The sequence below is a fragment of the Rhizobium sp. GR12 genome, from assembly GCF_036596185.1.
GTDB lineage: Bacteria > Pseudomonadota > Alphaproteobacteria > Rhizobiales > Rhizobiaceae > Agrobacterium > Agrobacterium nepotum.
In genome coordinates this window covers 40,838-63,990 of record NZ_JASXTH010000015.1, presented here as the reverse complement: position 1 = coordinate 63,990, position 23,153 = coordinate 40,838, and the positions used below count along the sequence as shown (strand labels likewise).

At 61.6% G+C, this 23,153-nt stretch carries 27 protein-coding genes and 1 tRNA gene; 11 read left to right on the top strand and 17 right to left on the bottom strand.

All coding sequences use genetic code 11. The features are described from left to right. Window positions 1-90: 90 nt before the first annotated feature. Window positions 91-1,281, bottom strand: a complete 1,191-nt coding sequence (locus QSK43_RS22680; RefSeq protein WP_332305371.1) for an efflux RND transporter periplasmic adaptor subunit — start codon at window positions 1,279-1,281, stop codon at window positions 91-93. Window positions 1,282-1,335: 54 nt separating this feature from the next. Beyond that, entirely contained in the window at window positions 1,336-2,133 is a 798-nt protein-coding gene (locus tag QSK43_RS22675) for an alpha/beta hydrolase (protein ID WP_332305370.1), read from the bottom strand. Window positions 2,134-2,268: 135 nt separating this feature from the next. Here QSK43_RS22675 and QSK43_RS22670 point away from each other — a divergent pair, with 135 nt between their 5' ends. Continuing rightward, the gene (locus QSK43_RS22670) at window positions 2,269-3,168 is read left to right on the top strand and encodes a LysR family transcriptional regulator (RefSeq protein WP_045023431.1); all 900 of its coding nucleotides are present in this window, start codon (window positions 2,269-2,271) and stop codon (window positions 3,166-3,168) included. Between the two features lie 21 nt (window positions 3,169-3,189). Here the strand turns inward: QSK43_RS22670 and QSK43_RS22665 are convergent, their stop codons facing one another. Beyond that, on the bottom strand, window positions 3,190-4,089 hold the full coding sequence (locus tag QSK43_RS22665) for a LysR family transcriptional regulator (protein ID WP_332305369.1): 900 nt from the start codon (window positions 4,087-4,089) through the stop codon (window positions 3,190-3,192). 163 nt (window positions 4,090-4,252) lie between these two features. Between QSK43_RS22665 and QSK43_RS22660 the strand changes: the two genes are divergently transcribed. Together QSK43_RS22660 and QSK43_RS22655 are read left to right on the top strand one after the other, a co-directional pair. Beyond that, entirely contained in the window at window positions 4,253-5,434 is a 1,182-nt protein-coding gene (locus QSK43_RS22660; RefSeq protein WP_332305368.1) for an MFS transporter, read from the top strand. 67 nt (window positions 5,435-5,501) lie between these two features. Next, window positions 5,502-6,335 carry an aldo/keto reductase gene (locus QSK43_RS22655; protein WP_332305367.1) on the top strand — a complete coding sequence of 278 codons (834 nt, stop codon included), beginning with the start codon at window positions 5,502-5,504 and terminating at the stop codon, window positions 6,333-6,335. Between the two features lie 155 nt (window positions 6,336-6,490). Here QSK43_RS22655 and QSK43_RS22650 read toward each other — a convergent pair. Next, window positions 6,491-6,565: transfer RNA gene (locus QSK43_RS22650), tRNA-Gly, on the bottom strand. 376 nt (window positions 6,566-6,941) lie between these two features. Between QSK43_RS22650 and QSK43_RS22645 the strand changes: the two genes are divergently transcribed. Next, on the top strand, window positions 6,942-7,163 hold the full coding sequence (locus tag QSK43_RS22645) for a hypothetical protein (RefSeq protein ID WP_045023434.1): 222 nt from the start codon (window positions 6,942-6,944) through the stop codon (window positions 7,161-7,163). A 74-nt stretch (window positions 7,164-7,237) separates the two neighbouring features. Here QSK43_RS22645 and dps read toward each other — a convergent pair whose 3' ends face one another. The 6 genes from dps to QSK43_RS22615 all read right to left on the bottom strand — a co-directional run bounded on the left by dps (window position 7,238) and on the right by QSK43_RS22615 (window position 12,681). After that, complete coding sequence (dps, locus tag QSK43_RS22640) at window positions 7,238-7,726, bottom strand: DNA starvation/stationary phase protection protein Dps (RefSeq protein WP_045023435.1); 489 nt, start codon at window positions 7,724-7,726, stop codon at window positions 7,238-7,240. Window positions 7,727-7,906: 180 nt separating this feature from the next. Continuing rightward, a complete protein-coding gene (locus tag QSK43_RS22635; RefSeq protein ID WP_332305366.1) occupies window positions 7,907-8,167 on the bottom strand; it encodes a hypothetical protein in 261 nt (86 codons plus the stop codon). Between the two features lie 130 nt (window positions 8,168-8,297). Next, complete coding sequence (locus QSK43_RS22630) at window positions 8,298-9,815, bottom strand: tripartite tricarboxylate transporter permease (protein ID WP_332305365.1); 1,518 nt, start codon at window positions 9,813-9,815, stop codon at window positions 8,298-8,300. Window positions 9,816-9,907: 92 nt separating this feature from the next. Beyond that, window positions 9,908-10,402: a tripartite tricarboxylate transporter TctB family protein gene (locus QSK43_RS22625; protein ID WP_332305364.1), complete on the bottom strand. Its 495-nt coding sequence runs from the start codon at window positions 10,400-10,402 to the stop codon at window positions 9,908-9,910. Further along, window positions 10,399-11,343, bottom strand: coding sequence for a Bug family tripartite tricarboxylate transporter substrate binding protein (locus QSK43_RS22620; protein WP_045023441.1), 945 nt, complete (start codon window positions 11,341-11,343; stop codon window positions 10,399-10,401). The genes QSK43_RS22625 and QSK43_RS22620 overlap by 4 nt, the downstream gene beginning before the upstream one ends. A gap of 258 nt (window positions 11,344-11,601) precedes the next feature. Next, entirely contained in the window at window positions 11,602-12,681 is a 1,080-nt protein-coding gene (locus tag QSK43_RS22615) for an ABC transporter substrate-binding protein (RefSeq protein WP_332305420.1), read from the bottom strand. Between the two features lie 69 nt (window positions 12,682-12,750). On the opposite strand from QSK43_RS22615, the gene QSK43_RS22610 reads away from it, so the two are divergent. Together QSK43_RS22610 and QSK43_RS22605 are read left to right on the top strand one after the other, a co-directional pair. Beyond that, window positions 12,751-13,431, top strand: a complete 681-nt coding sequence (locus QSK43_RS22610; protein WP_045023627.1) for a response regulator — start codon at window positions 12,751-12,753, stop codon at window positions 13,429-13,431. Further along, a complete protein-coding gene (locus QSK43_RS22605) occupies window positions 13,428-14,825 on the top strand; it encodes a sensor histidine kinase (protein ID WP_332305363.1) in 1,398 nt (465 codons plus the stop codon). The genes QSK43_RS22610 and QSK43_RS22605 overlap by 4 nt, the downstream gene beginning before the upstream one ends. Before the next feature lie 12 nt (window positions 14,826-14,837). Here QSK43_RS22605 and QSK43_RS22600 read toward each other — a convergent pair whose 3' ends face one another. The 6 genes from QSK43_RS22600 to QSK43_RS22575 form a co-directional block, all read right to left on the bottom strand. Continuing rightward, a complete protein-coding gene (locus tag QSK43_RS22600) occupies window positions 14,838-15,143 on the bottom strand; it encodes an addiction module antidote protein (RefSeq protein ID WP_332305362.1) in 306 nt (101 codons plus the stop codon). A gap of 4 nt (window positions 15,144-15,147) precedes the next feature. After that, complete coding sequence (locus QSK43_RS22595) at window positions 15,148-15,444, bottom strand: type II toxin-antitoxin system RelE/ParE family toxin (RefSeq protein ID WP_332305361.1); 297 nt, start codon at window positions 15,442-15,444, stop codon at window positions 15,148-15,150. A gap of 45 nt (window positions 15,445-15,489) precedes the next feature. Then, window positions 15,490-16,374: a formyltetrahydrofolate deformylase gene (purU, locus tag QSK43_RS22590; RefSeq protein ID WP_045023447.1), complete on the bottom strand. Its 885-nt coding sequence runs from the start codon at window positions 16,372-16,374 to the stop codon at window positions 15,490-15,492. 205 nt (window positions 16,375-16,579) lie between these two features. Then, entirely contained in the window at window positions 16,580-17,356 is a 777-nt protein-coding gene (locus QSK43_RS22585) for a YbaY family lipoprotein (RefSeq protein ID WP_332305360.1), read from the bottom strand. Window positions 17,357-17,530: 174 nt separating this feature from the next. Further along, window positions 17,531-18,052 carry a heme utilization cystosolic carrier protein HutX gene (gene hutX, locus QSK43_RS22580; protein WP_332305359.1) on the bottom strand — a complete coding sequence of 174 codons (522 nt, stop codon included), beginning with the start codon at window positions 18,050-18,052 and terminating at the stop codon, window positions 17,531-17,533. A gap of 9 nt (window positions 18,053-18,061) precedes the next feature. Continuing rightward, window positions 18,062-18,409, bottom strand: coding sequence for an antibiotic biosynthesis monooxygenase family protein (locus QSK43_RS22575; protein WP_045017746.1), 348 nt, complete (start codon window positions 18,407-18,409; stop codon window positions 18,062-18,064). 185 nt (window positions 18,410-18,594) lie between these two features. Between QSK43_RS22575 and QSK43_RS22570 the strand changes: the two genes are divergently transcribed. The 3 genes from QSK43_RS22570 to QSK43_RS22560 are packed head-to-tail and all read left to right on the top strand — an operon-like array spanning window position 18,595 to window position 21,355. Then, a complete protein-coding gene (locus QSK43_RS22570; protein ID WP_332305358.1) occupies window positions 18,595-19,488 on the top strand; it encodes a heme/hemin ABC transporter substrate-binding protein in 894 nt (297 codons plus the stop codon). Beyond that, window positions 19,485-20,573 (top strand): FecCD family ABC transporter permease, encoded by a 1,089-nt coding sequence (locus QSK43_RS22565; protein WP_332305357.1) that lies wholly within the window; start codon window positions 19,485-19,487, stop codon window positions 20,571-20,573. The genes QSK43_RS22570 and QSK43_RS22565 overlap by 4 nt, the downstream gene beginning before the upstream one ends. Then, window positions 20,570-21,355 (top strand): heme ABC transporter ATP-binding protein, encoded by a 786-nt coding sequence (locus QSK43_RS22560; protein ID WP_332305356.1) that lies wholly within the window; start codon window positions 20,570-20,572, stop codon window positions 21,353-21,355. The genes QSK43_RS22565 and QSK43_RS22560 overlap by 4 nt, the downstream gene beginning before the upstream one ends. 12 nt (window positions 21,356-21,367) lie before the next feature. Here the strand turns inward: QSK43_RS22560 and QSK43_RS22555 are convergent, their stop codons facing one another. Further along, a complete protein-coding gene (locus QSK43_RS22555) occupies window positions 21,368-21,724 on the bottom strand; it encodes a YbaN family protein (RefSeq protein ID WP_332305355.1) in 357 nt (118 codons plus the stop codon). A gap of 261 nt (window positions 21,725-21,985) precedes the next feature. Between QSK43_RS22555 and QSK43_RS22550 the strand changes: the two genes are divergently transcribed. Then, entirely contained in the window at window positions 21,986-22,381 is a 396-nt protein-coding gene (locus QSK43_RS22550; protein WP_045023455.1) for a VOC family protein, read from the top strand. A gap of 14 nt (window positions 22,382-22,395) precedes the next feature. Further along, a complete protein-coding gene (ung, locus tag QSK43_RS22545) occupies window positions 22,396-23,088 on the top strand; it encodes a uracil-DNA glycosylase (protein ID WP_332305354.1) in 693 nt (230 codons plus the stop codon). Window positions 23,089-23,153 lie beyond the last annotated feature (65 nt).

Sequence of the window (23,153 nt, the reverse complement as noted above, 5' to 3'; positions counted from 1 at the left end):
TTGGAAATGCAAGGACCGTTCCGGCGGCATCATGGCCGCCGGCCAGGGCCGGTTCTGTGTGAAATGCGTCTCGCCGGAGGCGGGACGGAACTATTGCGAGGCGGCGACCTTGTCTTCCGCCTGCGGCGCGATGACCGCACCGGGACGAATGCGCTGCAGACCGTTGACGACGATCGTATCGCCGGCGGCAAGACCGCTATCGATGATACGTTGGCCGTCGGCCGGTGCGCCGGGCTTGATCTGGCGGTAGCTCACCTTGTTTTCGGCATCGACCACGAAGACGAACCGCTTGTCCTGATCCGTGCCGATGGCGCGGTCGCTGATGACGATGCGGTTTTCCGGCTTCGGCTCACCCATGCGCACCCGCACGAACTGGCCGGGAATGAGCCTGCCATCAGGGTTCTCGAAGACTGCGCGCACACCAATGGTGCCGCTGGCGGAATCGACCTGGTTGTCGATCAGGTGCAGGGTGCCCTTGATCGGCGTGCCTTCATCCGAAAGCGTGCCGATTTCCACCGGGATCTGTTCGAGTGCGGGCAGCGCGTCGGTCGTCTTCGGCAGTTCGGAAAGCGCCTTAGCTACCGTTCCTTCGCTGGCGTTGAAGCTGGCATAGATCGGGTTGACCGAAACCAGTGTCGTGAGGGCAGGCGATGTCGAGCCGGCCGCGACGAGGTTGCCGGCGGTGATTTCGATCCTGCCGACCTTGCCGGAAACCGGCGCGATGATTTCGGTGTAGCCGAGATCGAGCTGGGCCGTCGTCAGCGCGGCGCGGGCGGCGCGAAGCTGGGCTTCGGCATCCGCAAACGAGCTTTGACGCTGGTCGAGATCGCTCTGGGAGATCGTGCGGTTGTCGGAAAGCCTGCGGCCACGGTCGAGTTCCGTCCTGGCAAGGCTAACCTTGGCTTCGGCGGATGCGACCTGGGCTTCAGCGCCCAAAACCGCAGCCTGATAGGGGGCCGGGTCGATGGTGAAGAGGGCGTCGCCTTCCTTCACCAGCGCGCCTTCGCGGAAATGCACGGCCTTGATCTGGCCGGCGACGCGGGAGCGGATCTGCACCCGGTCTACGGCTTCGAGGCGGCCGGAAAACTCTTCCCAGCGCATGACGTCGCGGCTTTCCACCTTGGCGACGGTGACGGGGATCGCAGGCGTTTCGGCCGGCGTGGAAGCGGCCGTCGCATCGCGGCTGGTGGGCAGGTCGAAAATCAGCGCGGCAGCTGCAACGGACAAGACAAGTCCGATACCGGCGCCCGTCAGGGCCCGGCGCTTGTTGTTCGGCGTCATGGGTTTCTCCTTGGCTCGGATCAGGAGCCGGTCAGTTTCTCAATAATGCGGTATTCAGTGTTTCAACTGGTCAGCGAAGGTCTTGAACTCCGAGCAGACGGATGAGACCCATCCGCCGCCCTTTCCTTGATAAAGCCCCGTCCAGCCGACGCTGGCGGGGAAAACATGCTGCCGGACGCTGACACCGGAGGCGATGAGCCGCCCGGCATAATTGACCGTCTCGTCGCGCAGAGGGTCGTCCTCGGCGGTAAAGATCAGCGCCGGCGCCACCCGGTTCAGTCGCGTGCACTGACACGGCGCGGCATAGGGGTGGAAAAACCCGCAGGCCGTAGCTAGGTAATGGCTCCAGCCATCCGCCCAGCGCTGACGCATGCCGATCCTGTCCGCGTCGCGGAAGGACTCCGTCGTCATCATCGGGTCGATCATGGGCGACAGAAGTATTTGTCCGGCAAGCTTGCCCGGCATGCGGTCACGGGCCTTCAGCGCAAGTCCCGCCGCCACATTGCCGCCAGCCTCTTCGCCGGCCACGAACAGCAGCGATTTCGCGCCGCCATAATGCTTTCGATCCCTGCTCAGATGATCGAGCGCTTCGAAGGCGCAATCGATCACCATCGGGAATTCGTTGCCGGACGACTTGCTATAGTCGGCTTCGACGACGATTGCGCCGCTTTCCGCGAGCGCGCGGGCCACTGGAAGCTCCGGGCAATTGCCGCCCTCTTCCAGAAACGAGCCGCCACGCAAATAAAGCACCACGGGAGGGTGGCTGCACAGGCCGGAGCTTTCATATCGGCGCACCGAGAGCTGGGATGCGGACCCCCCACAGCTTTCGATATTTTCCCAGTGCGTTTTCATCTGATCCGGTCCCGTGCGCCACCATCAGGCGGCTCACCATATTTGCAAAATCTGAAATTCATATTATTGTTCGGGAGAAAACGATCAAGTACGTCAAAATGAAAACACTATTCCAAAAACACGGATAATAGATAGATGGATCAGCTTTCTGCCATGCGAGTGTTCACGCGTGTCGTCGAAACCGGCAATTTCAGCCGCGCCGCGAACACGTTGAACATGCCAAAGACCACAGTCACCAATATGGTGCAGGCGCTGGAGGCGCATCTGCAGACTACTCTTCTCAACCGAACGACGCGCCGGGTGATGCTGACAACGGATGGCGCTCTCTATTATGAGCGGGCCTCACAGATTTTGTCGGAAATCGAAGAGCTGGACGGCAGTATGTCCAGCGCGCAGGTGCAGCCATCCGGCCGGTTGCGGGTGGAAATGGCCGGGGTCTTCGCAGACCTTGTGGTTATCCCACATCTTTGCGAATTTTACCAGCGCTATCCGCAAATCCGTCTCGATCTCGGGGTTGGCGACCGTCTGGTCGATTATATCGCGGAGAATGTCGACTGCGCGCTCCGGGTCGGCGTGTTGCGCGATCAGTCGCTGATCGCTCGTAAAGTCGGCGAGTTTCAGTTCGAAACATTCGCCGCGCCTCTCTACATTGAAAACTTCGGCATGCCCGAAAAACCGGAGGATCTGGAGAACGGCCATTATTCCGTGGGCTATCTCAATGCGACCTCAGGCCAGATCATGCCGATCTCCTTCGATAACGGGATTCGCAGCGTCGAGCTTACCCCGAACTATGTCGTGTCCGTCAATGACAGCCGCACCTATCTCAACGCGGCGCTTGCGGGCATGGGCATCGTGCAGTTGCCGATTTTCATGGTCAAGGATGCCTTGGCGCGGGGCGAGCTGGTGCCGGTTCTGCCCGAATGGCGTCGCGAAGCCATGCCGATCTATGTGGTCTATCCGCAGACACGGCACGTCACCAACAAGGTCCGGGTTTTTGTCGATTGGCTGGCGAAACTGGTGCACAGCACGGTCTGATGCGGTCCGGCCCCGGCCGGGCTATCGCCCAACCCTTGCCGCGACAAAATCGATGAAAGCCCGCACGCGGGCGGCCAGATGCTCGTGGCCGGCATAAACGGCATGGATAACCTCCATGTCCTCGGGGTTATGGTCTTCCAGCACCCGAACGAGCAAACCGGCCTTGATATCCTGCTCGATATGAAACTCGCCGACCCTGCCCAGCCCAAAGCCGGTCAGGCAGAGCCTGCGCATCGCCATGCCGCTATTGACCGAGACGTTGCCGGTCACGGGAAGGCGGTAGATTTCCGTCGAGCCGGGGTCGCGGAAGGGCCATTCGTTGAGGCTGCGGCTGAAATTGAAGTTGAAGCAATTGTGATGCGCCAGATCCTGCGGCGCTTCCGGCATGCCGTGTTTTTCGATATAGGCGGGGGAGGCGACGATGACCCGGCGGACCTCTTTCAGCTTTCTCGCCTTCAGGGACGAATCGCCCATCGCGCCGGAGCGGATCGCGATATCGGTGCGTTCCTCGATCAGGCTGATGACGCCGTCGGTCAGGGAAATATCCAGCTCGATTTCCGGATAAAGCGTTAAAAATTCCGGCGCGAGCGGCAGGAGATAACATTCGCCGAAGCCCAGCGTGGCGTTGACGCGCAACAGGCCGCGCGGCACCACCTTGCCGCCGCTCGCCACGATCTGCTCCGTCTCGGCTATGTCGGCCAGAATGCGCCTTACCCGCGAAAGATAGATTTCTCCCTCCGGCGTCAGCCTTACGAGGCGGGTGGAGCGGGCAAGAAGGCGGGTGCCGAGCCGGTCTTCGATGCGGGTGACGAGTTTGCTCACCGCCGAGGGTGAAAGTTTCAGCCTGCGTCCGGCAGCGGAAAAACTGCCGAGTTCCGCCGCCGCCACGAAGACTTCCATTTCGCCGGCCCGATTGTCCATCGCCGCATCCACCTGTGAAATCAATTCAAAGGCCTTTATCCAATCTTGCCGATTATCATGCAAGTCCCCTTCGCCCATATTGCGTTCATACATTTGATCCAACCGGGCAGCGCCTGCTGCCCAGAACGCCCGCGACCCCGCTCCGGGCGAAGAGGTATTCATCATGCCATTGGCCATATTTGCCTTGACGATCGCGGCTTACGCGATCGGGACCACGGAGTTCGTCATTGTCGGCCTTCTGCCGACGGTCGCCAACGATCTCCATATCACCCTGCCGCTTGCCGGCCTCATCGTCAGCGTCTATGCGTTGGGTGTCACTTTCGGCGCGCCGATCCTGACTGCGCTGACCGGCAAGATCGAGAGAAAGCCGCTGCTGCTCGGTCTGATGGCGCTGTTCACCGTCGGCAATGCCGTCGCTGCCGTGTCGCCGAGCTATGAGGCGCTTCTGGTGGCGCGGGTGCTTACCTCCTTCGCCCATGGCGTCTTCTTCTCCGTTGGCTCCACCATCGCTGCCGATCTCGTGCCGGAAAATCGCCGTGGCTCGGCCATCGCCATGATGTTCATGGGCCTGACCGTCGCTATCGTGACCGGTGTGCCGATCGGCACCTATATCGGGCAGATCTTCGGCTGGCGCGCCACCTTCTGGGCGGTTGCGGCTCTCGGTGTCGTCGCCTTTGCCGGCATCTTGGCCCTGTTGCCGGGAACGCTGAAGAAAGCACCGCCAGCAAGCCTTCTCGACCAGTTCCGCGTGCTGGGTTCCGGCCGGCTGCTCCTCGTCTTCGCCATGACCGCGCTCGGCTACGGCGGCACCTTCGTCGCCTTCACCTTTCTGGCGCCGATCCTTCAGGACGTCACCGGCTTCTCTGAATCCAGCGTCGGCCTGATCCTTGTGCTCTACGGCATCGCCATCGCTGCCGGTAATATCGGTGGCGGCAAGATCGCCAACCATAACCCGGTCAAGGCGTTGGTCGGCCTTTTCCTGGCGCAGGCCATCGTGCTCTTGGTCTTTTCCTTCACCGCCGTTTCGCCGGTTCTGACGCTGATCACGCTGGTGGCGCTCGGTTTCCTCTCCTTCGCCAATGTTCCCGGCCTGCAGCTTTACGTCGTGCAGCTGGCCAAGGAACACCGCCCCGGCGCTGTCGATGTCGCATCGGCGCTCAATATCGCCGCCTTCAATCTCGGCATCGCCATCGGCGCATGGCTCGGCGGTGTGGTGGTGGAATCGCCGATGGGCCTCGCCGCAACCCCCTGGGTCGGCGCGATCCTCGTCACCATCGCCCTTATGCTCACCCTCTGGAGCAGCGCGCTCGACCGCCGCGCCGCGCTCACGCTGAAAACCGCCTGAGCTTTCCATATAAAATCCCGGCCATTGCCAGCAAGGCTGGCCGGGCAACCCACGAAGGATAAAATATATGTTTGATGTAACCGCGAACGGTGCTTCGATCCCGGCGCTCGGCTTCGGCACATTCCGTATTCCCGGTCCCGATGTTCTGCGGATCGTTCCGCATGCGCTGAAAGCCGGTTTTCGCCATATCGATACCGCGCAGATTTACGGCAACGAGGCCGAAGTGGGCGAGGCCATCGCCAGTTCCGGCGTGGCGCGTGGCGATATCTTCCTGACCACCAAGGTCTGGGTGGAGAACTACAGGCACGATGCGTTTCTTGCGTCCGTCGATGACAGTCTCGCGAAGCTGAAGACCGATTATGTCGATCTCCTGCTTTTGCACTGGCCGAACGAGGCGGTGACGCTTGCCGAGCAGATCGGTGCGCTGAACGAGGTCCAGCAGGCCGGCAAGGTTCGCCATATCGGCGTTTCCAACTTCAACACGGCGCTGATGGCCGAGGCGGTCAGTCTGTCACACGCGCCGATCGTCACCAACCAGATCGAATATCATCCCTATATCGACCAAGACCCGGTCGTTGCGGCGGCGAAGGCTGCCGGCATGTCGGTCACGGGTTATTACGGCATGGCGGACGGCAAGGTCTTTGCCGATCCGGTGCTGAAGGATATCGCCGCAAGCCGGGGCAAGTCGGTGGCGCAGGTGGTGCTGCGCTGGCTGGTGCAGCAGCAGGGCGTGGTGGCGCTTTCGAAAACGGTCAGCGAAGCCCGCGTCGATGAGAACATCGCGATCTTCGATTTCACCCTGTCGGCCGATGAAATGGCCGCAATCCGTGGTCTTGCCAGGCCGGATGGCCGCATCGTCTCGCCGGATGGGCTCGCACCCGTGTGGGACGAGGCCGCCTGACAATAAAGATAGCCGGGAGGGGTAAATCTCTCCCGGTTTTGTGTTTTTGCGGGAGCGCCGCAGCGCATTCCGAGACGGGAAGGCGCGTCAATCTTGCGAAGGCAATCTTTTGTGAAAAGCCGCCGCCGCAAATTTATCTGTCTGATCCGGGAAACTGGAGCGGGCGAAGGGATTTGAACCCTCGACCCCAACCTTGGCAAGGTTGTGCTCTACCCCTGAGCTACACCCGCTCAAAACCGCTGGTCCGGGGTAGTTCGCTGGACCGCGGGTCACCTGAAGTGCGGCGACGGGTGCTATATCGCTCAATCGATTTTGGAATGCAACAGTTTCTTTTGCGGTTTCGGTGGAAATCGGTTTGGCCCCGTGGCTTTATGCGAAGCGGCCGGGGCGATGTGGCCCAAGGCAGAGGCATGCCGAACGAAGGCATTGTTTCGGCTGACCTTTATTTCCATCCCAAAGGGATCACAGCCGGCCGGGAGACCAGAAAATTACCTGTTTACATTTGGTTAAAATCTGATTCGACAAGTGATTCGTTCGGGTGTACAAATTTAATGCCCACGAAAAAAAGAAACGATACTTGGCATGTCATCATCGGGAGGATGAGCCTTGTCGTATGCAGCTTTTGAAAGAGTCGGCGCGCAATTGTCGCCCCAGCAGATCGCCGATCTGCAGAATATTTTCGACGGCGTATGTTTCGAGTGCCTTCAAGATCGCAGCAGCCATGTCGCCAATGAGTGCGCTGCGGTTCTCATCCGCAGCGCCCAGCGCGGCATTCTCGATCACGAGATGCTGCGGGACATCGGGCTTGCCGTTTTACGGCGGCATTGATGGCTGAATAAAATAAAAGCGCCCGGTTCGTCCGGGCGCTTTGTCGTTTGCAGGTGAGTTGAGCCTGTTCCGGCTCAGCTCTTTTCCTGAACATGTGCTTCGAGGAACCACAGCGCCTTGTCGAGATCGCGCGAGGCGGCGGTGAAGATGTCCGCCGTCGTCGGGTCGCCGGCCTCGTCGGAATCGTCGATCGCCTTGCGTATCATGTTCGCCACGTCACCGTAACGTTCGATCAACGCGTCGAGATGGTCGTGGATCTTGTAGATGTCGGTCGGATAGGCCTTGAGCTTCGTCGTCGAGGAGACGGATTGCAGGCTGCCGAGCGCCGTGCCGCCAAGCTGCACGACACGTTCGGCAATGGTATCGCCGTGATCATCGAGCTGGGTGCGGAAGCCGTCGAGAAGTTCGTGGACAGCGATGAATTGCGGGCCCTTCAGGTTCCAGTGCGCCTGCTTGGTTGCAAGCGCAAGATCGATCACCGAAGCCAGCGTCTCGTTCAGAATGCCGATCACCGTCGACTTGGCGTTGGAAGGCAGGTCGTTCTTCGTCTTGTGCGTCTTCATCGATGTCTCCTGAAGTTGCGGACGGAATGCCGCTTGGGAAAAAGTCCGTCGTTTAACGCCCGGGCCTCGCGCCCTGTTCCACGCTAGGGACAGTGGTGATGAAAATTCTGCGCGGCCCAAGGCCGGTATGACGGAAGGGGTAGTCAGTTGCAGCTGGGTGCATCAACGTCCTTACTTGCCTCAATCTGGCGGCCAGTCGCCGACGATTTGGCGTCTTTCCAGTTTCAGCGACCGATCCGGCTGCACACGATAGGTTTCAATCGCAAGCCGGCCGTCGCCCATGACGAATTCGCTGCTGAGCGTGCTGCCGATGGGGGACTTGGTCAGTTTGGTGCGGGGCTGTCCGCCATAGGTGATGCTGCCGGGAATGGGTTCCACATCCGGTGCGGCGGTGGTGCAGCCGGCGAGGGCCATAACCATCATGATCGCGATCTTGCGCATGTCTTTCTCCTGCGTTTGGACCGGAATTATATCATGGCAGCGCCTGCGCCATAACGCCACTTTGCGGTTGAATAAAAAAAGCCCCGCATCCGAGGATACGGGGCCAGTCGCCTTTGGAGGCTGTGTTGTGTCAGTCCTCGTTGGCGGCCAACTGCGACAGCACTTCGCCACGGCCGCGGACACGCATGATGAGGGGTACGACGAAGGCGGCCGCTGCGACGAGAAACAGGCCGACGGCGATGGGGGAGGTGAGCAGCACCGTCGGATCGCCCTGGCCGATGGCGAGTGCGCGGCGAAGCTGCTGTTCCGCAAGCGGGCCGAGGATGAGGCCGACCACGGCAGGCGCGATCGGATAACCGAAGATGCGCATGATATAGCCGAGGATGCCGAAAGCGAGCAGCATGCCGAGTTCGAACACGGATGGGTTGGCGCCGATGGTGCCGAGCGTCGCGAACAGCAGAATACCCGCGTAGAGCCAGGGTTTCGGAATGGTCAGCAGCTTTACCCAAAGGCCGACGAGCGGCAGGTTGAGCACCAGCAGCATCAGATTGGCGATGAACAGGCTGGCGATCAGGCCCCAGACGAGCTGCGGATTGGTGGCGAACAGCAGCGGGCCGGGCTGAAGGCCGAACTGCTGGAAGCCTGCGAGCATGATGGCAGCGGTTGCCGTCGTCGGCAGGCCGAGCGTCAAGAGCGGCACGAGCGTACCGGCAGCGGACGCATTGTTGGCGGCTTCCGGTCCGGCCACACCTTCGATGGCGCCGTGGCCGAATTCTTCCGGGTGCTTGCTGAGCCGCTTTTCGGTGGCATAGGAAAGGAAGGTGCCGATTTCAGCGCCGCCGGCAGGCATGGCGCCGATGGGAAAGCCGATCAATGTGCCGCGCAGCCAGGGTTTCCAGGAGCGCGCCCAGTCCTGCGCACTCATCCAGACCGATCCCTTGACGGCTTCGACCTTCTCGTCGCCGCTCTGGCCCTGCGCGACAATGAACAGGGTTTCGCCGATAGCGAACATGGCGACGGCAAGCGTGGTCACCTCAACGCCATCGAGCAGGTCCGGAATGCCGAAGCTCATGCGCGTCTGGCCGGTCAGCTGGTCGATGCCGACGATGGCAAGGGCAAAGCCGATGAACAGCGAGGTGAGGCCGCGCAGCGCCGAATCCCCGAAAGCGGAGGACACGGTGACGAAGGCGAGCACCATCAGCGCGAAATATTCACGCGGGCCGAAAACCAGCGCCAGCTTGACGATAAAGGGTGCAACAAAGGCAAGCGCGATGGTGGCGATGAGGCCCGCCACAAAGGAACCGATGGCGGCGGTGGCCAATGCCGGGCCGCCGCGGCCCGCACGGGCCATCTTGTTGCCTTCGAGCGCGGTGACGATAGAGGCGCTTTCGCCCGGGGTATTGAGCAGGATCGAGGTGGTCGATCCGCCATACATGCCGCCATAATAGATGCCGGCGAACATGATGAGCGAACCGGCGGGATCGAGCCTGTAGGTGACGGGCAGAAGCAGCGCCACGGTGAGCGCCGGCCCGATGCCGGGCAGAACGCCGACGGCCGTGCCTAGTGTGACGCCGATCAGCGCATAGAGCAGGTTCATGGGTTGGGCGGCAACCTCAAGACCGTGCAGCAGGAATTCAAAGGTACTCATGGACAGATTTCCCCCTGTCGGGCGGAACGGCTGGCGTGGGCGTCATCGCGTGCCGGCGGTTCTGTGATCTCGAATTTTGGTCGGAATGGCTGTTAGAAAAACAGCCGTTCCAGAGGCCCGGCGGGCAACGAAAGCTGCAGCAGCCGCGCGAAGATGATCCAGATGGCGAAGCTCAGGACGATGCCGATGGGGATCGAATACCAGAGCTTGCGTTTGCCGAAGGCGCGCGCCGTAAAGGCAAAAAGCAGGCCGGTGGCAATGGAGAAACCGGCTACCTTGAGCAGCAGCATCTGCGCGGCAAGGCCGGCTACGACCCAAATGACCGGGGCGATTTCCTGCCTGTCGCGTTCGGGAAAATCGCCGCGCCACGCTTCGACAGCGGTCCAGAGCGCCAGGCCGACAAGACAGAAGCCGATGGCGTAAGGCACCGTCGCCGGACCGACCGGCGAATAACCGGTGACGCTGGCCAGACGGGCGCTGTCCCAGAAGATCACGCAGGCAATGAGGACGAGGAAGACGGCAATCGCCAGCGCCGCCCAGTCAGGGCGGCGCTTTTGAGGTTGTGAAGGGTTGGAACCCTGGCTCATTTTACCAGCCCGATGTCTTTGAGGATCGTTTCGGTGGCGGCAGTGTCTTTGGCAAGCTGCGCCTTGAACTCGTCACCGGAAAGATAGGTGTCCATCCAGCTCTTGGTCTTCAGGGTTTCCTGCCACTTGGCGGATTTCGCCAGCTTCTCGATGTCGGCGCTGACGGCCTTTTCCTGTTCCGGCGTCAGGCCGGGAGGAGCGGCGACCATGCGCCAGTTCTGGACGACGACATCAAGGCCGCTTTCCTTCAGCGTCGGCGCGTCGATGCCTTCCAGCTTCTCTTCGCTGGAAACGGCCAGCAGGCGCAGCGTGCCGGCCTTGACCTGGCTTTCGAATTCGCCGTAGCTCGAAATGCCGGCTGTGACCTGCGAGCCGAGGATCGAGGCAAGCGCTTCGCCGCCGCCGGAATAGGCGATGTAGTTGATCTTGGTCGGATCGACGCCGGCCGCCTTGGCGATCAGGCCAACAGCGATATGGTCGGTGCCGCCGGCCGAGCCGCCGCCCCAGGAAACGCTGCCCGGGTCCTTCTTGAGCTGGTCAACGAGGTCGCCGATGGTCTTCAGCGGCGAGGATGCCGGAACGACGATCGCCTCATATTCGCCGGTCAGGCGGGCAATCGGCGTTACTTCGTTGAGGGTAACGGGCGCCTTGTTGGTGAGGATCGCGCCGACCATGACGTAACCGCCGACGATGAGGGCGTTCGGGTTGCCCTTCTGCTGGCTGGCGAACTGCGCAAGGCCGATGGTGCCGCCGGCGCCCGGTACGTTCTGCACCTGAACGCTCTTGGAAATGCCTTCTTCCTGCAGCACGGTCTGCAACGAACGCGCGGTCTGGTCCCAGCCGCCGCCGGGATTGGCCGGCGCAATGATGGTGTAATCCGCTGCAACTGCGGGAAGCGCGATCACGCCCGCCAGAAATGTGCCGATAAGAAAATGTTTCACTTAGAAAACCCTCCTCAGGATGCCCTTTTGGGCGTCGTTTTTCGTTTATGCGGGGGGCCTGCAGGACGCATCTTTTCCGGCGCTGAAGTCAGCGCGGGGCCTTGGTGATCGTCCTGGATTTCCTCCCGCATCTTCTTCCGCCTCCACGGAATGAAGAAGGATTGCAGAGCATCATAAAAAGCTGTCATCTAACTGACGCTGCGCAAGTCCTTGCGCATTTACTCTCTATTAATTTGTGTCGGGCGTCCAGTATTGGCGTTATTGCGAGCGCAACGCCTCGTTCCAGCGTTCGATCAGGCGGCTGCGCTTGACCTGATCCAGATAGACCATCAGGCCGGGGCTGACGGGAACGGGGCGCAACTGTGCGCCGTGGATGGCCTGCATGGTGTTGGCGGTGTTTTCGCCCGCCACTTCCGGGCTGACGGCCGGGATCTGCAATTGCCGAGCCATGATCGTCTGGCCGTCCTTGGACATGAAGAATTCGAGGTAACGGCGGCCAAGCGCCGGGTTGGCGGCGGCTTCCGGCACCAGCCCGATGCGCGACATGACCACGGTATAGTCTTTGGGCAGAACGATGCCGACATCCGGGTGGCGCGAGGCCCAGTCGGCGGCATAGGAGCCGAGAATATTGTAGCCCAGCACGAAGCGTCCGTCGGAGACGCGCTCCAGAATGGCCGAGGAGGTGGAATAGACCTTCACGCCCGCCGCACCCATGGCCTTGATGACGCTCCATATATCGCCGAACTGCTCCTGATCCCGCGACATGAACAGGAAGCCGACGCCGGAACGCTCGATATCATAGGTGGCGATGCGGCCATGCACCTCTTTCGCATGGCGTTCGAGGTAGTCGACGAATTCGGCGCGGGTGGCGGGCGGTGTTTCGGTGGTGAAGCTTGGCTTGTGATAGACGAAAACCGCAGGCTCGAAAGTCAGCGCATAGGCGGTGTTGCGCCAGTTCGCCCAGGCCGGCCAGCGGGCGCTCATGGCAAGATCGGAGCGCTGGGCGTAACCGTCATTGCTCAGCTTCACCTGCAAATCCATGGCGGAGGAAAAGGCGAAATCGGCGGTCTTTTTGCCGGCATCGGTTTCCTTGACGATGCGGTCGTAGATTTCGCCCGTCAGCATATCCTCGTAGTGGACGGTGATATCGGGATTGGCCTTCTGGAAACCCTCGATCATCGGCGTCGCCAGCGGTTCGTCCAGCGAGGAATAGACCACCAGTGTTTCCGCATCCGCCTTGCCTGATGGGGCCGGAAAAACGGCGACTTGTGCAAGCGCCGGTGAGGCCATGCAAAGACAGAGACAGAGAAAAACGGCGATACGCATGGAAAAGATCATGCCGCACGCGCTTGCCATTCACAAGCGCCAAGGGCTTGGATAAGCTCGGCAATGTTGCGGGAGGAAGAATTGCGGATTTTGCTGGTCGAGGACAATCAGGTGCTGTCGGAAGGGCTGTGCGCACTTCTGCGCGGCAGCGGCTACGCGGTGGACGTCGTTTCAGACGGCGCTTCCGCCGATGCGGCGATTGCGGCGGAAAATTTCGATCTCGTGATACTCGATCTCAACCTGCCGGAAATGGATGGCATCGAGGTGCTGCGCTCCATGCGTTCGCGGCAGGACAAGGCGGCGGTGCTGATCCTGACGGCGCGCGGCACGCCGGAGGAAAAGGTCAAGGGGCTCGATCTCGGCGCCGACGACTACATGATCAAGCCTTTCGACATCACCGAATTCGAGGCGAGGGTGCGGGTGCTGCTGCGCCGCAATGCCGGCCTGCGCTCGTCTGCGCTCAGTTTTGGCAAGGTCCTGTTCGATCTGACATCGCGCACCTTTTCGGCCGACGGCCGCCCGCTTGATATTCCGGCGCGTGAGGTGGCGCTGCTCGAAGTGCTGTTCATGCGGGCGGGCAAGGTCGTCGCCAAGGAGGCGATCGTGCAATCGCTGACCGGTTTCGACGACGAGATTTCGGGCAACGCCATCGAGCAATATGTCAGCCGGTTGCGCAAGCGGCTCGGCCCCCACGGGCTGACGGTGAAGACGGCGCGCGGCATCGGTTATTATCTGGAAAAGCTGCCGGAGATGGCTGAATGAGACAGGCCGCCTATTCGCTGCGGCGACGGCTGCTCGGCTGGCTTCTCATCTCCACTGCCATCATCGGCTGCGTCGCGCTGACCGATACCTGGCGCGAGGCGGTCAATACCGCCAATGTCGTCTCCGACCGGGTGCTGTCCGGTTCCGCACTCGCCATCGCCGAGCGGGTGGTGGTGGCCGAGGACGGTTCGCTGGAGGTCGACATTCCCTATGTCGCGCTGGAAATGCTCACCTCCGCCGCACAGGACCGGGTGTTTTACCGCGTCGATGGGCCGAATGGGCAATTCCTCACCGGCTACCAGAACCTGCCGACGGTGGAGAACCCGGCCGGCGACACGCCCGCCTACAGGGATGCGGTGTTTCGCGACGAGCCTATCCGCATCGCCGCCATCCGCCGTTTTGCCTCCACCGGCATCAATTCCGTGCCGTTTTCCGTCACGGTTGCCGAGACCACGATAGCTCGCAGCCAGCTCGCGCAGGCCATCATCCTGCGCTCCGCGCTGCGGCTGCTGCTGATGATCTTGGGCGCGGCGATCATCGTCTGGATCGCGGTGACGATTTCGCTGCGGCCGCTTTACCGCCTCAGCGAAGCCATTGCCGAGCGCAGCCCCAACGACCTGCATCCGATCCGGCAATCCGTGCCGGTTGAGGTGGAAAACCTGGTGGAAACGGTCAATTCCTTCATGGTGCGGCTGCAATCGGCGCTTGATGCGCTCCGGCATTTCACCGGCAATGCCAGCCATCAATTGCGCACGCCGCTTGCCATCATCAGCACCCAGCTTGCACTTTCCGCCCGCGCTGCAAGTCTTGAGGAGGCGCAGGCGGCGGCGCTGAAGGGCGGCGCTTCGGTGGCCCACGCCGAACATATTCTCGCCCAGCTGCTGCGCATGGCCAATATCGATGCGGCGGGTTCCAGCGAAAAGCACGATTTTTCCGCAATCGATCTTGTGGCGGTGGCGCAGAACGTGACGGCCGACTTCGTGCCGCGTGCGGCAGACGCCGGCATCGACCTCGGTTTCGAAGGCGAAGGTGAGGCCACCATTCTCGCTGAACCGCTTCTGATCGGCGAGCTGATCGGCAATCTCGTCGGCAATGCCGTCAACTATGCCGGGCGCGGCGCAGAAGTCACCGTGCGCGTCGGCGCGGAGGCGGGCGACACCTGGCTCGAGGTGGAAGACAACGGCCCCGGCATCCCCACCGACAAACGCGCCATGGTGCGCCAGCGCTTCGCGCGCGGCGAAACCAACGCCGCCCCCGGTGCAGGCCTCGGCCTTGCCATCGTCGAGGAGATAGCGGGCCTGTTCGGCGGGCGGCTCACGCTGGAGGATGGCGCGGGCGGACGCGGGCTGAGGGCGCGGGTGGTGTTTGCCATCGCGGAAAAGGCGGCGGGGTAGCTTGCCGTCGGATCAGGCGGCCGTCTCGGTTTGCGATTTCGCAATAAGAGCGAGCCTGTAGCCAAGCGCATCGGCCACCTTGGCAATTGTCGCCAGTTCCGGATTTCCTTCGCCGCTCAGTGCCTTGTATAAAGTCTGGCGCGGAAGGCCGGTTTGTCTTGAAAGGTCGGTCATGCCCTTGGCGCGCGCCACGACGCCCAAGGCATGCGCAAGTTCCTGTGCGTCGCCGCTCTCGGTGGCGTCCGCGATGTAAACCGCAAGCGCTTCGTTACTATCGAGGTAGCGGGCCGCATCGTAGTCGCGTGTCACAAGTGGCATGATATTACTCCTTGAGCGCCCTGGCCAGTTTTTTGGCCTTGGCAATATCGCGTGCCTGAGACGCCTTGTCGCCACCACAAAGCAATATGATGACGACATCGCCGTGCCGGACGAAATAGACCCGATATCCGGGTCCAAGATCGATCTTGAGCTCGCTGACGCCTTCGCCGACCGGCTTCACATCACCGGGATTTCCATCTGCGAGCCGGTAAATACGTCGTGCGATGCGGGCACGCGTCTGCACATCGCGCAGACCCGCCAGCCAATCGGCAAACTCGATTGTTTCCCGGATCGTGAACATGGCAGAATGTAAACTATGGTTGTCGTTTCGTCAATGACGGACCCGTCACCCCATCCGCTCGGAGGCATAGCTGCCCGGGCTTGGCGGGAAGACCACGGTGCGGTTGCCGTTGATGAAGGTGCGGTGGTGGATATGGGCATGGATGGCACGGGCCAGCACCTGGCTTTCCACGTCGCGGCCGAGAGAGACGTAGTCCTCGGCCGATTGCGCGTGGGTGACGCGCACGGTGTCCTGCTCGATGATCGGGCCTTCATCGAGATCGCCGGTGACGTAATGCGCGGTTGCGCCGATCAGCTTCACGCCGCGATCATAGGCCTGCTTGTAGGGGTTGGCGCCCTTGAAGGACGGCAGGAAGGAATGATGGATATTGATGATCTTTCCCGACATCTTGCGGCACATGTCGTCGGACAGCACCTGCATGTAACGCGCCAGCACCACCAGTTCCGTGCCACTCGTCTCGATGAGATCCATCAGCTGCCCTTCGGCCTTCGGCTTGTTCTCCTTTGTCACCTTGATGTGGTGGAAGGGGATGTCGTGGTTGACCACCACTTTCTGATATTCGAAGTGGTTGGAGACGACGCCGACGATATCGATAGGCAGCGCTCCGATCTTCCAGCGGTAGAGCAGGTCGTTGAGGCAATGGCCGAAGCGCGACACCATCAGAAGCGTCTTCATGCGCTGGCCGTCGCTATAGATGCTTGTTTCCATGCCGAATTTTTCTGCCACCGGCTGGAAGCCCTCGGTGATGGCCTGCATCGTCGCGCCCTCTTCGGAGATGAAGGAGACGCGCATGAAGAACTTGCCGGTCTCGAGGTCGTCGAACTGGGAACTGTCGACGATGTTGCAGCCTTTTTCCGCCAGATAACCGGAAATCGCGGCGACGATGCCGCGGGTCGATTTGCAGGCTACTGTCAGAACATAGGATGTCATCGTTTTCCCTCAAAGACTTCGCAGCCGGATGAACCGGCGCAGTTGGCGCGTTCCATAGCGCAGCTCCGTGGCGGAGCAAAGCGCCAAGACGAACGCAGCCAAAGTCTTAAGGTGGGAAAAGGCCCCGCGCCGTGCCGGAAGCGACATGGAATGTTCCACGGCCAGCACGGCGGCGGCAGGTGTCACAGTGGGGTCGTTACCGGCCTCAGGCGCGGCGCAGGCGCATGGCCGGGCGGCCACGGCCGTCGATCAGTTCCAGCGTGCCGCGGCGCGGCTCCAGCCGGAAGGAACGGGCGCCTTCCAGCGCTTCGATGAACTGCCGTTCCCGGCGCATGATATCGGGCGCACAGGCCATCTGGGTGGAAATCATCCGGCCGAAATCGACGCGGTTACGGCTGATCTTCACCTCGCCGCCGATGCCGTTGCAGCCGGCATTGCCGGAAACGCGGCCCTCGCGGGAGATTTCCAGCGTGGCTTCACGGCGGCCGCGAACCCGTTCGCCGCGAATTTCCTGCACCACCCAGCGGCCATCGAGGCCAGCTTCCGGCTCCGGCCTGCCCGGACCCGCCGCCACGCGCTCCAGCACGAGGTCGGTATCGTCACGCCCGCCGGCCAAAACGGAATAACGGCGAGTGGTGGTGAAGAGCAGCCGGTCGCCGTCGCGGATTTCCGCGCTCAGCGCATAGGAGCGGCGGGCGCGGATATCGCGGTCGTCATAACGCAGAACGAAGGGCACAGGCACCTGCCCACGCGGGCGGATGGTGGTTTCGGCAATCGTCTGCGACGGCGCATCCGCCAGCGAAACATCGATCAGGCGCACCGTCACGGTCGCGCCCGGCGGCATGGCGATGCGCTCGCGATAGGAGACGCTGCCGCGCAGGCTTGCCGGTGCGGCCGCAGCGCCACCCGCCACAAAAAGCGGCGCAAGCGCGACAAGCCCGGCGAAATTCCGGCGCGAAAGAAGAGGCTGGCGGTCGTTCATGGTGCTTGCTCCGTGCTGATCCCGATCGAATTTCGGCGGATGATAGAAACCGGCACTGAACGGGCGATGAACCGGATTTTTGGCGGCTGGTGCAGGCGGAGGCATCCGGGGGTAGGTAAGAGAGGGAAACCGCCGCCGGAAGCAATCTCCCGGCAGCGGCGGTTTCCCGTTCGCTCAGCCGCGGAAACCGTTGCGCAGCGCTTCGAACTTCGCCAGCTGATCGCCACGCAGTTCCTTGTTTTCGTCGCGGCGGACGAAAATCTTGAACATGGCGCTGCCGGCTGCATTCATGAACCAGACGGAACAGGAGCGGCGGCCGTGGAAGCCGCGATCGACGAAGGTGATTGCGGTGCAATTGTCCTTCTTGATGTGACCGCCGATGGGGCTGTCGCCGTGGACGTTGAACCAGCCGTGGCTTTCGCTGCCTTCCGACAGGTCGCCCGGTACTTCCAGCACGATGTCCTGCGTTTGCACGATCATCAGGATTTCGCCCCAGCCGCGTATCTCGTTCCAGATATCGCCGAACCGGTCGGCGGAAGCAGAGATGGCGGCGCCTTCGGGCAGGATTGCCAGAATTTCGGCAGGCGTCACCTCGGCCTTGGCGGCAATGGTTTCGACGATACCATCAGGCTTTTCGGCAAGGGCGGCCACGGCGCGAGCCTGCCGGTCATCGATAGTTTGGGCTGCAATGCTCATGGGCAGGCCTCAGGCGGCAATCGAGCGGCGTTCGCCGTTCTTGTCTTCGTGGATGATGACGTCGAAACCTTCGAAATGCGGGCCGGAAAGATATTCCACCTTGCCGCGGTTATCACCGGCTCTGGCGTGGGCGGCGCGGAACTGTTCGGACTTCGTCCAGCTCAGGAAATCTTCCTTGGTGGCCCAGACGGTGTGCGAGGCGTAAAGCGTGTGGTCATCCGCCTTCGGGCCTTTCAGCATGTGGAATTCGATATAGCCCGGCAATTCGCTCAAGTGCGATTTGCGCTCGCGCCAGATGGATTCGAAGGTTTCTTCATAACCCGGAACGACGCGAAAACGGTTCATTGCGATAAACATGGAAGTCTCCCTTTAAGTTTACAGTTGCAGTCAGGATATCCAGCCGAAGCATGGTTGGAAAGAGGCAGGCGATAAAGCGAACAATTTTACTCCACTTATCGATTGCGCCTTTTATAAACATGTGCAAATAACTCAAGTTATTCGGCGTGGCAAACCCGCGCCAGCTTGTGTTTCAGGATAGCGCCATGTTGAATTTTCGCCTTCGCCCGTTCGTTTTCGCCGCCCTCGTGCCCGCCGCAATCGCCATTGCCGCGCCCGGTGCGCAAGCCTCGGACAAGGGCAATCCGGAAGCGAAACGCATTGTCGCTGTGGGCGGAACGGTGACGGAAATCCTCTATGCGCTGGGCGCGAAAGACCGCATCGTGGCGCGCGACAGCACCAGCAGCTATCCGGCGGATGCGCTTTCCAAGCCGGATATTGGCTATATGCGGGCGCTGTCGTCGGAAGGTATCCTGTCGCAGCAGCCCGATCTCATTCTGTCGGAAGACGGGTCCGGTCCGGCGGATGTCATCGCCATTCTGAAAGCAAGCGCTGTTCCTTTCGTCACCGTCGATACGCCGCCGAGCGGCGACGCCATCCCGAAGAAAATCGAGGATGTCGGCGCGGCAGTCGGTCTTTCAGACAAGGCCAAGACATTGGCTGCGGAAACCAAGGCGGGGCTTGATGCGCTTGCCAGGGATGTCTCTGCCGTGCCGGAAAAGGACAGGAAGCGTGTGCTCTTCGTGCTGTCCAGCGCCGGCGGCCGCATCATGGCGGCGGGCAAGGACACCGAAGCTGCGGCGATCATCGAAATGGCCGGCGGCATCAATGCCGCGCAGGAGATCAGCGGTTACAAGCCGTTGAGCGACGAAGCGGTCATCGCGGCAGCACCCGATGTGGTGCTGACCATGGATCGCGGCGATCACGTCGGCAAGGCGAAAGAGATTTTTGCGCTGCCCGCTTTCCAGTCCACACCGGCTGCCGCAAACAAGGCGCTGATCAGCATGGACGGGCTTTATCTCATCGGTTTTGGCCCACGCACGCCGGCTGCCGGCCGCGATCTGGCGGCCAAGCTTTACCCTGACGTGGTGAAGCCGTGAGCCTTGCCGCCTTGAGTTCCACTGAGGGCAACGCTCCGGGCGACAGATCGCGCCAGGGGGCCGTCACCCTCTTGGTGCTTGTCGGCATCCTGCTTTTCGCCTGTGGCGTCTCGCTCGTCAGCGGACCCACGGGCGTCGGCATGTCCGAACTCTGGGCCTATCTCACCGGCGGCGCGGATCAACTCGGCGTGCGCGACAAAGTCATTCTCGAAGCGGTGCGCCTGCCACGCACGGCGCTCGGCATATTGATCGGCGCGGGGCTTGGCGTCTCGGGGGCCATGATGCAGGGCCTTTTCCGCAATCCGCTGGCCGACCCCGGCATTGTCGGCGTCACGTCGGGTGCGGCACTTTTCGCGGTTGCCGCCATTTCTCTCGGGGAAGGCGCGCTGGCCACGGTCGCCGTATTTTTCGGCCCGCATTTTCTGCCGATAATGGCGTTTTTCGGCGGGCTTTTGAACACCTGGCTGCTTTACGTCATCGCAACAAGGGATGGCGCTACCTCCACCACCACACTCATTCTCGCTGGCATCGCGGTTGCGGCGATCAGCGGCGCGCTGACCGGCCTGATGATCTTCATGGCCGACGACAGGGCGCTTCGTGACATCACCTTCTGGTCTCTCGGCTCGCTCGGTGGGGCGACGCCCGCCAAGGTGCTTGCCACCTTGCCGTTTATCGTCGTCGTGCTCGCCATCATTCCCTTCGTCGCAAGGGGGCTGGATGCGCTGATCCTTGGCGATGCCGCCGCTTTCCACATGGGCATTCCCGTGCAGCGGCTGAAACGGGTCGTCATTCTGGCCGTTGCCGCCGCCTGCGGGGCAAGCGTGGCGGCTGCCGGTTCCATCGGTTTTGTCGGCATCGTCGTGCCGCATCTGCTGCGGCTCGCCATCGGGCCGTCGCACCGGTTCCTGCTGCCGGCCTCAGCGCTCGGCGGTGCGGCGCTTCTGCTGTTTGCCGACAGTTTCGCCCGCACGGTCGCTTCCCCGGCGGAATTGCCCATCGGCGTTGTCACGGCGCTGATCGGCGCGCCGGTCTTTCTGTTCCTGCTGCTCGGTCGTGGCGGCTTTTCGATGCGGAACATGCCATGATCCGGGCTGAAAACCTCACCCTCATCCGCTCCGGCCGCCGCCTGCTCGACGAGGTCAGCGTTGATCTAAAGCCCGGCAAGGTCAATGTGATCATCGGCCCGAACGGTGCCGGAAAATCCACGCTGATGAAGGTGCTTTCGGGGGAGATGCGTGCCGAGGAGGGCGGTTCGGTGACCTATAATGATGTCGCCCTGCCGCTTTTCACGCCGGTCCAGCTTGCGCGCATCAGGGCCGTGCTGCCACAGAATACCCAGCTTGCCTTTCCTTTCACCGCGCTTGAAATCGTACGCATGGGCGCAGTTGCGCAAGGATCGCGCGCGCCGGAAGAGCAGGCCCGCCGGGCGCTTGCGAGGGCCGGGCTTCGCGGGTTCGAGCAGCGTTCCTACAACATGCTGTCGGGCGGCGAGCAACAGCGTGTGCAGTTTGCCCGTGCGCTGGCGCAAGTGCCGCATCCGGTGGAAAACGGCGAGGTGCGGGCGCTGTTTCTTGACGAGCCGACGGCCAGCCTCGATATCGGCCACCAGATCGCGGTGCTGGAAACGGCGCGCGATTTCGCGGCAGGCGGCGGTCTGGTGCTTGCCATCCTGCACGATCTCAATCTTGCGGCGGAATTTGCCGATCAACTTATCGTCATGCATGGCGGCCGGGTGACGGCCAGCGGTCCATCGCTTGAGACGATCAGCGACGAGACGATCGCAAGGGTCTATGGCATTGGCGGCGTCGTCGGCCGGTTGCCGGCGCGGCACATTCCTTATGTGCTGCCGCAGTCGCGCCACCGCTGAGACCGGCCGGCTTCAACTTTCCGGCCGGGTCACGATGAAGAGTGCAGAGCCGAGCATGACGGCGGCGACGATTGCGGCCCGCAGAGCCGGCGGGTCGCTCAGAAACCAGAAGGCGGCGTAACTCACACACATGGCCGACAAAGCGGCGATCTTCGCCTTGCGGGCGATTGCGCCGCGTTCGCGCCACTGCCGAAGCGAAGGGCCGAATCTGGGGTGGGCCAGAAGCCATGCCTCCAGTTTCGGTGACGAGCGGGAAAAGCACCAGAGCGCCAGGAGCAGAAATGGCGTGGTGGGCAAAACGGGAAGAAACGCGCCGACGATGCCGGTCGCGACCATAAGCCAGCCAAGACAGAGGTATAGAAGGCGCATGGGATATGCCGGTATCATGAGTTCTCTACTCATGATAGAGCGGCAGGGCGAAAACTGTCCGCCGGTTTCACCGGAAATCCCGGATTTAGGGGCAACCCACCGGTCCTTGCGCCATCACATTTGCCGTGATCGGGCGGTTTCCCCCGGTCCTAAATCCGGCTTTAGGGTTGAAAGCGCGGCGCTCTGTCTTTATCCCGTTGGTCCGCGATGTCCGGGACCTAACCGGGTGACCACAAGATTTAAGAAGAAGAAGGATACACCATGGCCAAGCTGATCCACTCGATGGTCCGGGTGCTGGAAGAAAAGCGTTCGGTAGAATTTTACACGCAGGTTTTAGGACTGGAGATTGCTGAACGCGTCGAGTTCGAAAACTTCACGCTGATCTATCTCAGCAATGCCGAAGGCGATTTCGAGCTGGAACTGACCGTCAACCGGGGTCGCGAAGTGCCCTACGCGCTGGGCGACGGCTACGGCCATCTGGCCGTCAGCGTTGCCGATGTGGATGCCGAGCATCAGCGCCTCATCGAGCTTGGCCTGTCTCCGGGCAAGATCATCGAATCTGAACACAAGGGTCAGCCTTTCGCGAAATATTTCTTTATCTGCGATCCTGATGGCTACAAGATCGAAGTGCTGCAGCGCGGCAACCGGTTCAAGTAACAAAGAGGCACATCATGGCAGAGGCAGGCGTCAAACTCGAAGACAGCTGGAAACGCGTTCTTTCCGCCGAATTCGCCAGCCCCTACATGCAGAAGCTGAAAGATTTCCTGCGTGCCGAAAAGACCGCCGGCAAGCAGATCTTTCCCAAGGGCGCCGAATATTTCCGGGCGCTGGATCTGACCCCGCTCGACAAGGTCAAGGTCGTCATTCTGGGGCAGGATCCCTATCATGGGGTTGGGCAGGCACACGGGCTGTGCTTTTCGGTGCAGCCCGGCGTGCGTATCCCGCCTTCGCTTGTCAATATCTACAAGGAATTGCAGGCCGATCTCGGCATTCGTCCGGTCAATCACGGCTTTCTGGAAAGCTGGGCGAAGCAGGGCGTGCTGCTGCTCAACAGCGTGCTGACGGTGGAACAGTCGCGCGCCGCCTCGCATCAGGGCCAGGGCTGGGAAAAATTCACCGATGCCGTCATCCGCGTCGTCAATGACGAATGTGACCATGTGGTGTTTCTGCTCTGGGGTTCCTACGCCCAGAAGAAGGCCGCCTTCGTGGACCAGAAAAAACATCTGGTGCTGCGCTCGCCGCACCCTTCGCCGCTCTCGGCCCATAACGGCTTTTTCGGCAATGGTCATTTCTCCAAGGCAAACGCTCTTCTCGCCTCGCATGGCCGCGAGCCGATCGACTGGCAATTGCCTGAAACGGCTTAAGCAGCCTTGCCAGCCCACTCCGTCATTCCGGCTCAAGGCCGGAATGACGGGGAGTGCAGCAAACA

Excerpts from the sequence above, each read along its gene's own strand:
- QSK43_RS22655 (WP_332305367.1), top strand. The coding sequence starts at position 5,502 with ATGTTTGATGTAACCGCGAACGGTGCTTCGATCCCGGCGCTCGGCTTC.
- QSK43_RS22595 (WP_332305361.1), bottom strand. The coding sequence starts at position 15,444 with ATGTTCACGATCCGGGAAACAATCGAGTTTGCCGATTGGCTGGCGGGT.
- QSK43_RS22675 (WP_332305370.1), bottom strand. The coding sequence starts at position 2,133 with ATGAAAACGCACTGGGAAAATATCGAAAGCTGTGGGGGGTCCGCATCC.
- QSK43_RS22555 (WP_332305355.1), bottom strand. The coding sequence starts at position 21,724 with ATGCGCCTTCTATACCTCTGTCTTGGCTGGCTTATGGTCGCGACCGGC.
- ung (WP_332305354.1), top strand. The coding sequence starts at position 22,396 with ATGGCAGAGGCAGGCGTCAAACTCGAAGACAGCTGGAAACGCGTTCTT.
- QSK43_RS22575 (WP_045017746.1), bottom strand. The coding sequence starts at position 18,409 with ATGTTTATCGCAATGAACCGTTTTCGCGTCGTTCCGGGTTATGAAGAA.
- QSK43_RS22660 (WP_332305368.1), top strand. The coding sequence starts at position 4,253 with ATGCCATTGGCCATATTTGCCTTGACGATCGCGGCTTACGCGATCGGG.
- purU (WP_045023447.1), bottom strand. The coding sequence starts at position 16,374 with ATGACATCCTATGTTCTGACAGTAGCCTGCAAATCGACCCGCGGCATC.
- hutX (WP_332305359.1), bottom strand. The coding sequence starts at position 18,052 with ATGAGCATTGCAGCCCAAACTATCGATGACCGGCAGGCTCGCGCCGTG.
- QSK43_RS22605 (WP_332305363.1), top strand. The coding sequence starts at position 13,428 with ATGAGACAGGCCGCCTATTCGCTGCGGCGACGGCTGCTCGGCTGGCTT.
- QSK43_RS22635 (WP_332305366.1), bottom strand. The coding sequence starts at position 8,167 with ATGCGCAAGATCGCGATCATGATGGTTATGGCCCTCGCCGGCTGCACC.
- QSK43_RS22600 (WP_332305362.1), bottom strand. The coding sequence starts at position 15,143 with ATGCCACTTGTGACACGCGACTACGATGCGGCCCGCTACCTCGATAGT.
- QSK43_RS22585 (WP_332305360.1), bottom strand. The coding sequence starts at position 17,356 with ATGAACGACCGCCAGCCTCTTCTTTCGCGCCGGAATTTCGCCGGGCTT.
- QSK43_RS22630 (WP_332305365.1), bottom strand. The coding sequence starts at position 9,815 with ATGAGTACCTTTGAATTCCTGCTGCACGGTCTTGAGGTTGCCGCCCAA.
- QSK43_RS22680 (WP_332305371.1), bottom strand. The coding sequence starts at position 1,281 with ATGACGCCGAACAACAAGCGCCGGGCCCTGACGGGCGCCGGTATCGGA.
- QSK43_RS22550 (WP_045023455.1), top strand. The coding sequence starts at position 21,986 with ATGGCCAAGCTGATCCACTCGATGGTCCGGGTGCTGGAAGAAAAGCGT.
- QSK43_RS22625 (WP_332305364.1), bottom strand. The coding sequence starts at position 10,402 with ATGAGCCAGGGTTCCAACCCTTCACAACCTCAAAAGCGCCGCCCTGAC.
- QSK43_RS22560 (WP_332305356.1), top strand. The coding sequence starts at position 20,570 with ATGATCCGGGCTGAAAACCTCACCCTCATCCGCTCCGGCCGCCGCCTG.
- QSK43_RS22570 (WP_332305358.1), top strand. The coding sequence starts at position 18,595 with ATGTTGAATTTTCGCCTTCGCCCGTTCGTTTTCGCCGCCCTCGTGCCC.
- QSK43_RS22670 (WP_045023431.1), top strand. The coding sequence starts at position 2,269 with ATGGATCAGCTTTCTGCCATGCGAGTGTTCACGCGTGTCGTCGAAACC.
- QSK43_RS22615 (WP_332305420.1), bottom strand. The coding sequence starts at position 12,681 with ATGATCTTTTCCATGCGTATCGCCGTTTTTCTCTGTCTCTGTCTTTGC.
- dps (WP_045023435.1), bottom strand. The coding sequence starts at position 7,726 with ATGAAGACGCACAAGACGAAGAACGACCTGCCTTCCAACGCCAAGTCG.
- QSK43_RS22665 (WP_332305369.1), bottom strand. The coding sequence starts at position 4,089 with ATGGACAATCGGGCCGGCGAAATGGAAGTCTTCGTGGCGGCGGCGGAA.